Raw genomic sequence first — 13,626 nt, 5'->3', positions numbered from 1 at the left:
GTATGGGACGCACGAAGGAGTTCGATCCGGAGGCGGCGCTCCAGGAGGCTCTGGAGCTGTTCTGGGAGCGCGGCTACGAGGCCACCTCCATGTCCGACCTGATCGAGCGCCTCGGCATCGGGCGGGCCAGCCTGTACGCCACCTTCGGCGGCAAGCACGAGCTGTACGTGAAGGCGTTGCGGCGCTACATCGAGACACGCCGGCCCTCGCCTGTCGAGATCCTCTCCCAGCCGGGTCCGGCCCTGCCCGCCGTGCGGGCGCTGGTCGAGTCCTATGTCGCCGACTCGGTCACCGACGTGCTGCGTCGCGGATGCATGGTGGTCAACGCGGCGGCCGAGATGATGCCCGCCGACGACGAGATCGCACGGTTCGTGGAAGCCAACTGGGCGGCGATCGAGACGGCGCTGACCTCCGCGCTGACCCGGGCCCGGGCCCAGGGAGAGCTGCCCGCCGACCGCGACCCGCGGGCGATGGCCAGGTTCTTGCTGGTCTTCCTGCAGGGTCTGCGGCTCGTGAGCAAGGGGTCCTCCGACCCCGCACGCCTCCACGACGCCGCGGCCCAGGCCCTGTCGATCCTGGACTGATCACCTCGAAGCCGGCGCCCGCGAGCGCGGGACCGGCCGCGTGCGGCAACCAATTAGAACGAACGGTCAAATATAAAGGAGGAATCATGAGGTTCACCGACAAGGTGGTCCTGGTGACGGGAGGCGGGTCCGGCATCGGCCGCGCCATCGCCCGGGGCTTCGCCCGCGAGGGCGCCACGGTCGTCGTCGCCGCACGCCGCCGGGACCCTCTCGACGAGACCGTCAAGCTCATCGAGGCCGACACCGGCGACACCCGGGCCGCCGCCCTCACCACTGGAACGGTACCGGCGACCACCCCGACCTCCGCCGTGACCGGCCCGGAGACCGCGCCGCCGACCACCGGAGCGACCGGCCAGGCGGCCGCGCTCACCGCCGACGTGACCAGTTCCACCGACGTCGCACGGCTTGTCGGCGAGATCGTGCGGCGGCACGGCAGGCTGGACATCGCGATCAACAACGCGGGCGTCTTCACCATGGGCCAGGTCGCCGACATCGACGAGAGCGACTGGGCGCGCACGCTCGAAATCAACACGACCGGCGTCTTCCTGTCGATGAAGCACGAGATCGCCGCCATGCGCGAGAACGGCGGAGGCGTGATCGTCAACGTGGCCTCGCAGATCGGCGCCCACCTCAGGGTGCCCGGCCTCGGTGCCTACGCGGCCTCGAAGGCCGCGGTGGCCGCGCTGACCCGCACGGCCGCGCTGGAGTACATCCGCGAGGGGATCCGGATCAACGCGGTGAGCCCTGGGCCGCACGACACGCCGATGTCCATGCGCCCCGGCGACACCGAGGCCGACCGGGACGCGCGCATGAAGGAGCAACTCCCCATCGGCCGGGTCGGCACGCTCGAGGAGATCACCGCGACCGTGCTGTACCTCGCGTCGGACGACGCCGGCTTCGCCGTCGGCCACGACCTGGTCGTCGACGGCGGGTCCACCGCCTGACGATTACCCGTGACGTAATCGCGACTCGTCGGACGGGACCATACGCTCGGGACATGACGATTACGGCGCTCTCCCACCGGCCTGTAGGCGAACTGCTGCGCCAGTGGCGAGAGCACCGCCGGCTCAGCCAGCTCGACCTCGCCATCCAGGCCGACATCTCCACCCGGCACCTGAGCTTCCTGGAGACCGGGCGGTCGAAGCCGAGCCGCGACATGGTCCTCCATCTGGCCGAGGAGCTCGACCTGGCCTTGCGTGAACGCAACCGTCTGCTGCTCGCGGCCGGCTTCGCCCCGGTGTACTCCGAGAGCACGCTCGACGCGCCGCGTATGGAGGCCGTGCGCGGCGCGCTCAGGCAGATCCTCACCGGGCACGAGCCCTACCCCGCGGTCGTGGTGGACGGGCGATGGAACCTCGTCGAAGCCAACGCGAGCCTTTCGCTGTTCACCGACCTGGCATCGCCGAGCGTGCTCGCGGCGCCCGTCAACGTGCTGCGGGCGAGCCTGCATCCGGACGGCCTGGCTCCGCACATCGTCAACCTCGGCGAATGGCGCGGACACCTGCTCGGACGGCTGCGGCGCCAGATCGCGATCACCGCCGACGCGGAGCTCGAAGCCCTCCACGAGGAGCTCCGCTCCTATCCCTGCGACCAGCCGGAGCCGGAGGTGGAGCTGCCGGGCCCCGGTGACATCGTGGTCCCGCTGCGCCTCCGCCACGAGAGTGGCGAGCTGGCCTTCTTCAGCACGATCGCGACCTTCGGCACTCCCCTCGACATCACGGTCGCCGAACTCGCCATAGAGTCCTTCTTCCCCGCCGACCAGAAGACCGCCGAGATCCTCAGGTCGGCCGCTTCCCGATCCGCCGGGACCGCACAGTGGCCTGGAGCCGGTGCGGCCGAATAGTGGCCTGGGGGAAGTGAGGCCAAGTGGCCATCCCCTCGGGCCGGCCACCGTGGCAGCCTGGACACGTGATCACCCTGGTCCACGTCAGTGACCCCCACATCGACGGTTCGCCGCGGAACACCGAGCGGGTCGAGCGGGTCGTGCGGCACATCTCCGGCCTGCCGGGGCCGATCGACGCCGTGCTCGTGACCGGTGACATCGCCGACCACGCGACCGTCGAGGAGTACGAACTCGCCCGTGAGCTCCTGCGCTTCCCTTACCCGACGATCATCTGCCCGGGCAACCACGACAGCAGGCCGGAGTTCCGCAAGGTCATGCTCGCCGAGTCCGAGTCCAAGTCCGAGGGCACCGGCGTGAACGGCTCCGGTTCGGCCGTCAACCAGGTGCTGTCCCTCGACGGTGTCACCGTGGCCCTGTGCGACTCCAGCATCCCCGGGCGGCACGACGGCCGCCTCGACGACGAGACGCTACGGTGGCTCACCGAGGTCCTGGACTCCTGCGGCACGCCGGTCATCGTGGGCATGCACCACCAGCCGGTGCCGGTGGGCGTGCCCTACGTCGACGACATCCGGCTCAACGAGCCTGAGCGCCTGGAGCAGGTCCTGCGTGCGCACCCGCGCGTGGTGGGCCTCCTGGTGGGTCACGTCCACACGCCGGCCGCCACCATGTTCGCCGGCCTCCCGGTCTACGTCGCGCCCGGCGTGGCCTCGACGACCCTGCTCCCGCAGGAGACCACGGCGTGGCCGCCGGTCGACACCGGCCTGCCTCCCGGGTTCGCCTTGCACGTCCTGTCCGGCGACGGCCGGCTGACCAGCCACGCCCGCGTGGTGCACCTCCCCTAGCCGGCGTTCCCATGCACCGTCACCGGCCTGCGCCAGGCGAATCGCCATGCGCGCCGACGCCGGCGATGCGAGAGCTCTTGATCTGTCGGTGGCGAATGACATCATCGGCATCCGTCACCCGCCGAGGAGATCCCATGGGCAAGCTGGTCCTGGAAATGACCATGTCACTGGACGGCTTCACCGCGGCGCCGAACATCGGCGTCGACCACCCCCTGGGGGAGGACGGCGAGCGCCTGCACGGCTGGATCGGCGTCGACGGCAGCCCGGTGAGCGAGCTCGACCGCGAGATCTCCGCCGAGATGTTCACGCGGACGGGCGCGTTCATCCTCGGCAGGCGGACCTTCGACGTGGGTGAGGCTCCGTGGGGAGACGACGGCGCCTTCGGCATGCCGTGCTTCGTGCTCACCAACCGGGCCAGGGAGACCCTGGTCAAGGGCCCCACCACCTTCACCTTCGTCACCGACGGCATCGAGAGCGCCCTCAAGCAGGCCAGGGCGGTGGCGGGCGGCAAGGACGTCCTGGTGATGGGCGGGGCGGAGGTCGCCCGGCAGTATCTGAACGCCGGCCTCGTCGACGAGCTGCGCCTCCACCTGGTGCCGATGCTGCTCGGCGCCGGCACCCGGTTCTTCGACGGCGGCAGGGTCGAGCTGGAGCGCACGAAGGTGGTCGAGTCACCGGCCGCCACCCACCTGACCTTCCGCGTCACCGCTCCCCGATCTCCCGGACGGTAGCCGACGCGGACGGTTTGCGGGCCAGGAGGCGGGCCTGCCGTAGTGGCTGCCCATGTCCGGCATCCCCCGCACGCTCCGCCCTCGGGAGCGGGCTCCCGCGGACCTCGGCTCAGTGCGGGGCCATGTCGACGAAGCGGCTGTAGTGGCCCTGGAAGGCGACGGTCACGGTGGCGGTGGGGCCGTTTCGGTGCTTGGCCACGATCAGGTCGGCCTCGCCGGCGCGCGGCGACTCGCGCTCGTAGGCGTCCTCCCTGTGCAGCAGGATGACAACGTCGGCATCCTGCTCAATCGACCCAGACTCTCGCAAGTCGGACACCTGAGGACGCTTGTCCGTACGCTGCTCGGGGCCGCGGTTGAGCTGGGAGATCGCGATGACCGGCACCTCCAGCTCCTTGGCGAGGAGCTTGAGCGCACGGGAGATCTCCGAGACCTCCTGCTGGCGGCTCTCGGTCTTCTTCGGCGAGCTCATCAGCTGGAGGTAGTCGACGATGACAAAGCGCAGGTCGTGGCGCTGCTTGAGCCGACGGCACTTGGCGCGGATCTCCATCATCGACATGTTGGGCGAGTCGTCGATGAACAGGGGCGCCTCGGCGACCTCGCTCATGCGGCGGGCGAGGCGCGTCCAGTCGTCGTCGTTCATCGTCCCGGAACGCATGGTGTGCAACGCCACCCGCGCCTCGGCCGAGAGCAGCCGCATAGTGATCTCGTTACGCGACATTTCCAGAGAGAAGACGACAGTCGCCATATGGTGCTTGATAGCGGCAGATCTGGCGAAATCCAGACCGAGCGTGCTGTTGTGGGTAGGTATACCGGCACGACCGGCGAGGTACATGTGATCGGCGTTGTCGACCTCGACACAGCGCACGGGCCTCGATGGGACAGGTCGTACGTCCACGATGTATCGCACCTGGGCCGACGATCGCGCCTCTGCCACCTGCCTCGCGGCCTTACGAGGCAGCCGGAACACCGGTTCGGCCGTAGTAAAGTTGATCATGTAACAGGTCGAGGACTCGGGAGACCGGCCCTTCACGGCCTTCGTTCGCATTGTCGCCTTGAAGCCCAGGCTCAGGACGAGCTCGAGAGCGTCTTCGGCGAGCCTCCTGTTCGTGACGGCCAGTTGGATCTGCCCACTGCGGCTCACATAGCCGTCGGTGTCCAACAGTCCGGCAAGCAGGTCTCGCCGCTGGGCCACGGAAGCACGCAGGTAGCGCCGCGGGATGTGCTTGTCGCCGAGAACACCCAACGTGCGGAGGATGGCCCGCACGGTGCCATGGTGGTCCCGGCAGTCGCGGGGCGGCACGGACGCCGGATCCGGGAGTGCCATCGCATAGGCGATGGTGGATCCCACTCGGGTGACTCGCAGACCTTCTGCCTCAAGGTTGGCCACAATCTCAGGGTCCGTTGTGGTGAAGCGGGCTCGATCACTATGACCGTCGCCGAGCCAAACCCCGAGTGTGTACGGCGGCAACGGCAGGTCCTGCTCCTCAAGGTCGAACGGTGCGGCGACCTCGACCGCGTGGTTCGGCCGCCGATCAGCGGAGGCGCACCGCAGTGTCGCGGCGATTTCCTCTGTGGTGACGACACTCCTGTGCAGGACGGTCGTGGCGGCGTTCTTGGGCCTGCTCACTCTTTCCTGCAACGCCTCAAAGAGGCTCACCGCCGGATAGGAAGGAGCATTCCAAACGTAGCTCCGCTGTGGGCCACTGACTTCAATGAGCACCTTGCCGTTCGCGCCCACTTCTTTCTGCGCGGTGTGCAGGACATGGCGGAACCCCTGCCCGACAGCGGCAAGCGCCTCCTTGCGCGTGATAGATCTCCCGCGCGTACTGAGAGCCGCTTCGTATGCGTCCTTCACCCCGAGAATGGCATCAGCCGACCAGTAGAGAGTGCGCTTGCTTGCCGGTGTCCGACGACGGCTCGCACGTGTGGTCGTTCGCCACTGATGCCCGGCATCGGCGACGATCACCGTTCCGTCGTCGAACTCCACCTCGTAGCACGGCCTGTCACGCATGACGTCCGTAGCCGCGATGACTCGGGTCGGCTTGCCGTCCGCCCCGATCAAGTGGTCACCAGGCCGCACCTCTCCCATTGTCGTCCAACCGTTCGGGGTGGGCAGTGGCGTGTCGAGGGCCAATGCCTTGCCGATCGCCGGGCGAGCCGCTACGACGATCATCTGGCCGGGGTGGAGGCCGTTCATGAGGGCGTCGAGGTCCTGGAAGCCGGTCGGAACGCCGACCATCTGGCCGCTGCGGCTGCCGATGGCCTCGATCTCGTCGAGGGCGCCGGGCATGATCTCGGAGAGCGGGCGGTAGTCCTCGCTCGTGCGGCGCTCGGTGACCGCGTAGATCTCGGCCTGGGCGCGGTCGACCAGCTCGTCGACCTCCTCGTTCTGCCCGCCGTACCCGTAGGAGACGATGCGGGTGCCCGCCTCGATGAGCCGGCGCAGGATGGCCTGCTCGCGCACGATCTTGGCGTAGTACCCGGCGTTGGCCGCCGTGGGGACGACCGCGGTGAGGGTGTGCAGGTATGCTCCGCCGCCCACGCGGGCGATCTCGCCACGCCTGGAGAGCTCACTGAAGATCGTCACCGCGTCGGCCGGCTCGCCCCGCCCGTACAGGTCAAGGATGGCGTCATAGACGATCTGATGCGCCGGACGGTAGAAGTCGTCGGAGCGCAGGACCTCCACCACGTCGGCGATGGCGTCCTTGGACAGCAACATGCCGCCCAGCACCGACTGCTCGGCCTCGATGTTGCTCGGGGGCGTGCGCTCGAAAGGTGCGTCGAAGGCCGGGACAACTTCACTGCTCACTGGCGGCCCTCCCTCGAACTCCCCGCGCCACCCCCCTGAGTAGCCGGGGTGACAGTTTCGCGGGTTCTGGAGCAACCGGCAACGCGTCCTGTCGACAACGTTGTGGATAACGTGTGCAGTTCTCGTCACGAGGTGTGGGCACACTGGGGACAACCCTGTGGATAACTCTTTTCGTTAACTACAGACCCCCGACTGAGCAGGGGAAATGGTATCCACGAGCTGTGGAGAAAAGAAAGTCGGCCCGGCGGCCCCCGAGTGGTGGGGGCCGGTGCCGACCATCATCGCGTAATGGGCAAGATAGACAAGTGACTCTTACCCCCCGCGTCGGCAGCCGGGAGATCCTCAGGCTCGCCGTTCCCGCCTTCGGCGCCTTGGTGGCGGAGCCACTGTTCATCCTCGTCGACTACGCGATCGTCGGCCGCCTCGGCACGGCCTCGCTCGGCGCCCTCGGCATCGCGGGCGCCGCGCTCACCACCCTGGTCAACGTCTGCGTCTTCCTGGCGTACGGCACGACCGCGGCGGTGGCGCGGCAGGTGGGCGCCGGCCACCTAGCGCGCGCGATCAAGCAGGGCATCGACGGGCTCTGGCTGGCCACCGCCATCGGGCTGGCGCTGATCGCGACGTGCTGGCCGCTCGGCCCGTGGATCGTCGAGCTGTTCGGCGCGACCCCCGACGTGGCCGGCCAGGCGGTCACCTACCTGCGGATCAGCCTGTTCGGCATCCCGGCCATGCTGATCATCCTGGCCGGGACGGGCGTCCTGCGCGGCCTGCAGGACACGGTGACCCCGCTGGCCGTCTCGGTCGGCTCCTTCGCGCTCAACGCCGTGCTGAACGCCGTCTTCGTCCTCGTCCTTCACTGGGGCATCGCGGGGTCCGCCTGGGGGACCGTCCTCGCCCAGGCCCTCGGCGCCGCCGTCTACCTGGTCGTCGTCGCCCGCGCGGCCCGGGAGCACCGGGTTCCGGTGCGGCCCGACCTCCCGGGGGTCAGGGCCTCCGGCGCGGCGGGGATCGCCCTGGTCATCCGGACGATCTGCCTGCGGATCGTGCTGGTCGTCGCCACCGCCGTGGCCACCCGCATGGGCGTCGCCCAGCTCGCGGCCCACGCGATCGCGACGCAGATCTGGTCGCTGCTCGCCTTCGCCCTCGACGCGATCGCCATCGCGGGCCAGGCGATCACCGGGCGCACGCTCGGCGCCGGGCAGGTCGACCACACGCGGGCCGCCACCCGGACCATGGTGGCCTGGGGGGTCGGCTACGGGGCGGTTCTCGGGATCGCCATCATCCTGCTGCGCCCGGTCATCCCTCACCTGTTCGGCGCCGACCCCGACGTCAGCGCCGAGCTCGTCGCGGTCCTGTGGCCGGTCGCGCTCCTCCAGCCGCTGGCCGGCGTGGTGTTCGTGCTGGACGGCGTGCTGATCGGCGCGGGCGACCGGCGTTACCTCGCCTGGGCCTCCGCGATCACGACGGCCGTCTACCTTCCCGCGGTGCTCGCCGTCGTCCACCTGGGCGGCGGCCTGGTGGCCCTGTGGACGGCCTTCGGCCTGTGGATGGCCGCCCGGCTCGTCACCCTCGGGTGGCGCGCCTACGGCCGCGCGTGGCTCGTCACCGGCGGCTGATCCCGCGACGGTCGGACCCGGCCGGTCGGACGCGGTCGGACGCGGCCGGTCGGACGCGGCCGGTCGGACGCGACGCGAACGCGGCTGTCAGACGCGACGGGCGTCGAGCACGCGCTGGAGGAACTCGCGGGTGCGGGGCTCGCGGGGGTCGGTGAAGATCTGCTCGGCCGTCCCCTGCTCCAGCAGGACACCTCCGTCGAGGAAGCAGACCTTGTCGGCGATGTCACGGGCCAGCCCCATCTCGTGGGTGGCCAGGATCATCGTCATCCCCGAGTCCTTGAGCTCTCGGATGATCTCCAGTACCTCGGCGACGAGCGCGGGGTCCAGCGCGGAGGTCACCTCGTCCAGCAGGAGCAGCCGGGGCTGGGTGGCGAGCGCCCTGATGATCGCCACGCGCTGCTGCTGGCCACCGGACAGCCGGTCGGGGTAGGCCGCCGCCTTGCCGGCCAGGCCGAACCGGGCCAGCAGGTCGCGGGCCTGCTCCTCGGCCTGCGCCCTGCCCACGCCGTGCGCCTTCCTCGGCGCCAGCGTGATGTTGTCCAGGACGGTCATGTACGGGAAGAGGTTGTAGGACTGGAAGACCATGCCGATGCGCTTGCGCACGTCGTCCGGGTCGGCCCGCACGTCGGTGATCTCGGTGCCGTCGAGGTGGATCGCGCCGTCATCGACGGTCTCCAGCAGGTTCACGCAGCGCAGCAGCGTCGACTTGCCCGAGCCGGAGGCGCCGATCAGGCAGACCACCTCGTGGGAGTCCACCGACAGGTCGATGCCGCGCAGCACGCTGTGGCGCTGGTAGTGCTTCCAGACGCCCTCGATCTCCAGCAGAGCCCGCCGGCCCTCCGCCGTGGCGCTCACACTCCCCTCCGCCGCTGGGAGCGGGCCGCCAGGTGGTCGGTGAAGCGGGCCATCGGGATCGTCAGCAGGATGAACAGCAGCCCCGCCGCCAGATAAGGGGTGTAGTTGAAGGTGTCGGCCGTGTGGATCTGCGCCTGACGCAGCGCCTCCAGCGGCCCGATCGTGGCGACCAGGGCGGTGTCCTTCTGCAGCGAGACGAAGTCGTTGAGGAGCGGCGGCACGACGCGGCGCACGGCCTGCGGCAGCACGACGAAGCGCATGGCCTGGCCGTGGGTGAGGCCGAGCGACCGCGCGGCGGCGCGCTGGCTCGGGTGCACCGAGTCGATGCCGGACCGGAACACCTCGGCGACGTACGCGCCGTACGACAGCGTCAGCGCGATGATCCCGAGGGTGGCGAGGTCCGTGGGCATGCCCTGGAGCTGCAGCGCGGGCAGCCCGAACCCCACCAGGTAGATGACCAGGATGGTCGGCACGCCGCGGAACACGTCGGTGTACAGCACGGCGAGGGATCGAAGGGGGAAGAACACCGGCGCGTGCAGGTTGCGCGCCAGCGCCACGAGCAGCCCCACGATGAGGATCAGCGGCTCGGCGATCAGGAAGATCTTGATGTTGAGCAGGAACCCTCGCAGCACGTCGGGAAGCGCGCCGGTGAACTGCCCGAGGTCGAAGAACGTCTCCTTGACCCTGGGCCAGCCGGGCGAGGCGGTGACCAGCCAGATCAGCAGGACGATGAACACCACGGTCGAGACCGTGGCGATCGAGCCCGATCGCAGGTCCGTGCGGCGCCGGAGCCGTTCACGCTCCCGCTGCCGGTCGCTCTTGACCCACTCGCCGCCGCTTCCCCTCGGCGGCTCCAGGCCGCCACGGACCCGCGTCGCGCCCTGGTCCGCCGGGGCCGGGTCCTGCGGGGCGGGGGCCTCGGGAGCCTGGCCGCTCACTTCAGTTCCGGCGCACCGGCGGCCGACCCGAGCCACCGCGACTCGATCTGCGCCAGCTCACCCGAGGCCGACAGCTCGCCGATGGCCTGGTCGACGCAGCTCACCAGCGGGCTGCCCTTCTGGAAGACCAGGCCGAACTCCTCGGGCGTGCCCGAGGCGGTGCCGAACTGGCCGACGATCTTCGAGCCCTCCACCTGGGCGGCGGTGACGTAGAACGCGGTCGGCAGGTCGACCACCAGAGCGTCCACCTGCTTGTTCTTCAACGCGCTCACCGCGTCGATCTGCTCGTTGTACACGTTGGGCTCGGCCGCGGGCTGGATGACGTCCTTCACGGCCTGCAGGGCCGTCGTACCGACCTGAACGCCGATCTTGGCGTCCTTCAGGCCGGCGAGCGAGGTCGCCGAGGCGAACTTCGAGCCGTTCAGCGTGATGACCGCCTGCTTGACGGTGTAGTAGCCCTTGCTGAAGTCGACGGCCTTGGCCCGTGCCGCGGTGATGGACACCTGGTTGACGTCGAAGTCGAACTGCTTCTGCCCCGGCGCGAACGCCGAGTTGAACGGGACGGTGGACCAGGTCACCTCGCCGTTCGCGAATCCGAGCTTGCTCGCCACGGCATAGGCGACGGCGCTCTCGAACCCTTGGCCGTTGGCCGGCTTGTCGTCCTTGAACCACGGTTCGTAGGCCGGCTTGTCGGTGGCGATGGTGAGGGTGCCGGGCTTGACCAGCTTGAGCTGGTCCTTCGCGCAGGTGGCGGACGCCGACGGGGTCGGGCCGGCCGTGCCGGTCGCCGTGGAGGTGTCCGAGGCCGGAGCGCACGCCACCGCCGCCGTCGCAAGGGCGCCAAGCGCCAGCAGGATCGAGGGACGGAGCATCTGGGCCTCCAGAGGGGGTCTACCCGAGGGAATTCGTCGACCCAGGATATCGGGAACGTTGCATTCGTACATACAGCGTCAATGGCACCTAAAGCTCAACCAAGCGACCTCGACCAGAAGCCGGGAAAGTCTCGGCCCGGAATGCCAGAGAGCCCAGGCCGGGAAGGTCGAGCGTCCGGTGGCCGCGCCCTGAAATGCCAGAGGGCCCCCTCCCGGCAGGGAAGGGGCCCTCGCGGACCTGCTGAGCCGATCGCTCAGGAGCCGACGACCTCGACATCGAGGTTGGCGGACACCTCAGGGTGCAGCCGGACCGAGACGCGGTGGGAGCCGACGCTCTTGATCGCGTTGGTGATCTCGATGCGGCGGCGGTCGAGCGCGGGACCGCCGGCGGCCTTGACCGCGTCGGCGATGTCACCGGTCGTCACCGAGCCGAACAGGCGGCCCGAGTCACCGGCGCGCGTCTTCAGCGTCACCCGGAGGGAGCCGAGCCGGCCGGCGACCTCCTTGGCGGTGCCGAGGTCACGGATGTCGCGGGCGTCGCGCGCCTTCTTGATCGAGTCGATCTGCTTCTCGCCGCCCCGGGTCCACCGCATGGCGAACCCGCGCGGGATCAGGTAGTTGCGGCCGTAGCCGTCCTTGACCTCGACGATGTCACCGGGCGCGCCGAGGCCCGAGACCTCAGTGGTGAGAATGAGCTTCATATCTACAAAGCCTCCTGTCAGCGCGCGGTGCTCGTGTACGGCAGCAAGGCCATCTCACGGGCATTCTTGATCGCGGTCGCCACGTCACGCTGGTGCTGGGTGCAGTTGCCCGTCACCCGGCGGGCACGGATCTTGCCGCGGTCGGAGATGAACTTCCGCAGCAGCGCCGTGTCCTTGTAGTCGACGTAGGAGATCTTGTCATGGCAGAACAGGCAAACCTTTTTCTTCGGCTTGCGCAGTGCCGGCTTCGCCATCTTGGTGCTCCTCCTAAGAGAGCCCCGCATTACGCGGGAATGGTCGATCGGTTACTGGAATGGATGGGTGATCAGAAAGGCGGTTCGTCGCTCAGGTCGCCGCCACCACCGGAGCCGCCGAAACCGCCGCCGCCCTGGTTGTAGCCACCGCCACCGCCACCGCCACCGTAACCGCCGCCGGAGGGCGCCGGAGTGGCCGAGGCCCACGGGTCGTCGGCTCCGCCGCCGAAACCGCCGCCTCCGCCGCCCCCGCCCTGGCGGGCGGTCTTGTTGACCTTGGTGGTGGCGTTGCGCAAGGACGGGCCGACCTCGTCGACCTCGACCTCGTAAACCGTGCGCTTCTCGCCTTCCTTGGTCTCGTACGAGCGCTGCTTGAGCCGCCCCTGGACGATGACCCGCATCCCACGCTGGAGGCTCTCGGCGACGTTCTCCGCCGCCTGTCGCCACACGTTGCAGGTCAGGAAGAGGCTTTCGCCGTCCTTCCACTCATTGGTCTGCCGGTCCATGAACCGGGGAGTGGACGCGATGCGGAACCGGGCCACGGCCTGCCCCGAAGGGGTGAAACGCAGCTCGGGGTCGTCGACAAGGTTGCCGACGATGGTGATCGTTGTGTCGCCTGCTGCCATCGGTCGCTTTCGCCTTCCTGCGTGAGTCTGCGCAGCCTGTCGGGCCTCAGAGTACGGCTACCGCCCGACAAAAGCCGGGCTTCGGCATGACTCGAGGCCGCTCAGTGCACGTCCGGGCGCAGCACCTTGGTGCGCAGGATGCCCTCGTTGAGGTTCATCTGGCGGTCGAGCTCCTTGACCGTGGCCGGAGTGGCCGTGAGGTCGATGACGGCGTAGATGCCCTCGGACTTCTTGATGATGTCGTAGGCCAGCCGGCGACGACCCCACACGTCGACCTTCTCCACGGTGCCGCCATCATTGCGGACGACGGTGAGGAACTGGTCGAGCGAGGGAGTCACCGTGCGCTCATCGAGAGACGGGTCGAGGATGACCATCACTTCGTAACGACGCATGCGGACTTCCAACCTCCTCTGGACTCTTGCGGTCACGACACCATGCCGTGACAGGAGGACGCTGACGTCTTCACTCTCGCCTTCGGCGGCGGAGCGACCGTGCGGTTCGGGAACGCGCACATGGACGCAGCCCACGAAGTCTACCAGGGCCGCCCGGCCGACCTGCCGCGATTGCCCACCGTCACAGGGGGAACGTCCGATGGTGAGGAGAGGAGGTGGCCGCCATGCCAGAGGCCATGCGCTCCGCCGGCCCCGAGCACTTCCGCTTGACGCTCAACTCCGACGGCAAGAAGCACACCTTCGAGAACACCCTGACGCTGGTGACGGTGGTCTGCGGCTTGATCGCCTTCGTGAGCGGCCTGGTGGTCGCCGCCCACGTCATCGCGTCGTGGGCGGGTGCGATCGGTTTCGTCGTGGGGATGTACTCCCAATATGTGTCCGCCACGACCGCGGAGCGGTCGGTGAACATCATCGGCATCGTCATGTCGTTCGTAGGCGTCGCGGTGGGCATCTACCACGGCGGGTTCATCCCCTGACCCGGTGCGGGCGCCCCCCGAGGCGCC

At 69.1% G+C, this 13,626-nt stretch carries 15 protein-coding genes; 7 read left to right on the top strand and 8 right to left on the bottom strand.

What is annotated here, in order from left to right; all coding sequences use genetic code 11:
• Positions 1 to 2 precede the first annotated feature (2 nt).
• The 5 genes from MYF83_RS33025 (at position 3) to MYF83_RS33005 (ending at position 4,000) form a co-directional block, all read left to right on the top strand.
• Positions 3 to 584, top strand: a complete 582-nt coding sequence (locus MYF83_RS33025; RefSeq protein ID WP_248964676.1) for a TetR/AcrR family transcriptional regulator — start codon at positions 3 to 5, stop codon at positions 582 to 584.
• An 86-nt stretch (positions 585 to 670) separates the two neighbouring features.
• Entirely contained in the window at positions 671 to 1,528 is an 858-nt protein-coding gene (locus tag MYF83_RS33020; protein WP_248964675.1) for an SDR family NAD(P)-dependent oxidoreductase, read from the top strand.
• Positions 1,529 to 1,581: 53 nt separating this feature from the next.
• On the top strand, positions 1,582 to 2,427 hold the full coding sequence (locus tag MYF83_RS33015) for a helix-turn-helix domain-containing protein (RefSeq protein WP_248964674.1): 846 nt from the start codon (positions 1,582 to 1,584) through the stop codon (positions 2,425 to 2,427).
• A 23-nt stretch (positions 2,428 to 2,450) separates the two neighbouring features.
• The gene (locus MYF83_RS33010) at positions 2,451 to 3,269 is read left to right on the top strand and encodes a metallophosphoesterase (RefSeq protein WP_248964673.1); all 819 of its coding nucleotides are present in this window, start codon (positions 2,451 to 2,453) and stop codon (positions 3,267 to 3,269) included.
• 134 nt (positions 3,270 to 3,403) lie between these two features.
• The gene (locus MYF83_RS33005; protein ID WP_248964672.1) at positions 3,404 to 4,000 is read left to right on the top strand and encodes a dihydrofolate reductase family protein; all 597 of its coding nucleotides are present in this window, start codon (positions 3,404 to 3,406) and stop codon (positions 3,998 to 4,000) included.
• 109 nt (positions 4,001 to 4,109) lie between these two features.
• On the opposite strand, the gene dnaB is transcribed toward MYF83_RS33005, so the two are convergent.
• Positions 4,110 to 6,809, bottom strand: a complete 2,700-nt coding sequence (dnaB, locus tag MYF83_RS33000) for a replicative DNA helicase (protein WP_443729305.1) — start codon at positions 6,807 to 6,809, stop codon at positions 4,110 to 4,112.
• A 305-nt stretch (positions 6,810 to 7,114) separates the two neighbouring features.
• On the opposite strand from dnaB, the gene MYF83_RS32995 reads away from it, so the two are divergent.
• Complete coding sequence (locus MYF83_RS32995) at positions 7,115 to 8,425, top strand: MATE family efflux transporter (RefSeq protein WP_248964671.1); 1,311 nt, start codon at positions 7,115 to 7,117, stop codon at positions 8,423 to 8,425.
• Between the two features lie 87 nt (positions 8,426 to 8,512).
• Here MYF83_RS32995 and MYF83_RS32990 read toward each other — a convergent pair whose 3' ends face one another.
• From MYF83_RS32990 to rpsF, 7 genes are all read right to left on the bottom strand, one after another.
• On the bottom strand, positions 8,513 to 9,280 hold the full coding sequence (locus MYF83_RS32990) for an amino acid ABC transporter ATP-binding protein (protein WP_248964670.1): 768 nt from the start codon (positions 9,278 to 9,280) through the stop codon (positions 8,513 to 8,515).
• The gene (locus MYF83_RS32985) at positions 9,277 to 10,218 is read right to left on the bottom strand and encodes an amino acid ABC transporter permease (protein ID WP_248964669.1); all 942 of its coding nucleotides are present in this window, start codon (positions 10,216 to 10,218) and stop codon (positions 9,277 to 9,279) included. Before MYF83_RS32985 ends, MYF83_RS32990 begins: the two co-directional genes overlap by 4 nt.
• Complete coding sequence (locus MYF83_RS32980; protein ID WP_248964668.1) at positions 10,215 to 11,090, bottom strand: ABC transporter substrate-binding protein; 876 nt, start codon at positions 11,088 to 11,090, stop codon at positions 10,215 to 10,217. The genes MYF83_RS32985 and MYF83_RS32980 overlap by 4 nt, the downstream gene beginning before the upstream one ends.
• 254 nt (positions 11,091 to 11,344) lie before the next feature.
• A complete protein-coding gene (gene rplI / locus MYF83_RS32975) occupies positions 11,345 to 11,791 on the bottom strand; it encodes a 50S ribosomal protein L9 (RefSeq protein WP_248964667.1) in 447 nt (148 codons plus the stop codon).
• A gap of 17 nt (positions 11,792 to 11,808) precedes the next feature.
• Positions 11,809 to 12,045, bottom strand: coding sequence for a 30S ribosomal protein S18 (gene rpsR, locus MYF83_RS32970; protein WP_061256131.1), 237 nt, complete (start codon positions 12,043 to 12,045; stop codon positions 11,809 to 11,811).
• Between the two features lie 71 nt (positions 12,046 to 12,116).
• Positions 12,117 to 12,671 (bottom strand): single-stranded DNA-binding protein, encoded by a 555-nt coding sequence (locus MYF83_RS32965; RefSeq protein WP_248964666.1) that lies wholly within the window; start codon positions 12,669 to 12,671, stop codon positions 12,117 to 12,119.
• Positions 12,672 to 12,772: 101 nt separating this feature from the next.
• On the bottom strand, positions 12,773 to 13,063 hold the full coding sequence (gene rpsF / locus MYF83_RS32960) for a 30S ribosomal protein S6 (protein ID WP_248964665.1): 291 nt from the start codon (positions 13,061 to 13,063) through the stop codon (positions 12,773 to 12,775).
• A 224-nt stretch (positions 13,064 to 13,287) separates the two neighbouring features.
• Here rpsF and MYF83_RS32955 point away from each other — a divergent pair, with 224 nt between their 5' ends.
• The gene (locus MYF83_RS32955; protein WP_248964707.1) at positions 13,288 to 13,599 is read left to right on the top strand and encodes a hypothetical protein; all 312 of its coding nucleotides are present in this window, start codon (positions 13,288 to 13,290) and stop codon (positions 13,597 to 13,599) included.
• Positions 13,600 to 13,626: the final 27 nt, after the last annotated feature.

This window comes from Sphaerisporangium perillae, assembly GCF_023276435.1.
GTDB lineage: Bacteria > Actinomycetota > Actinomycetes > Streptosporangiales > Streptosporangiaceae > Sphaerisporangium > Sphaerisporangium perillae.
Note: the sequence above shows the minus strand (reverse complement) of the source record. Positions and strands in the feature narration are given on the sequence as shown.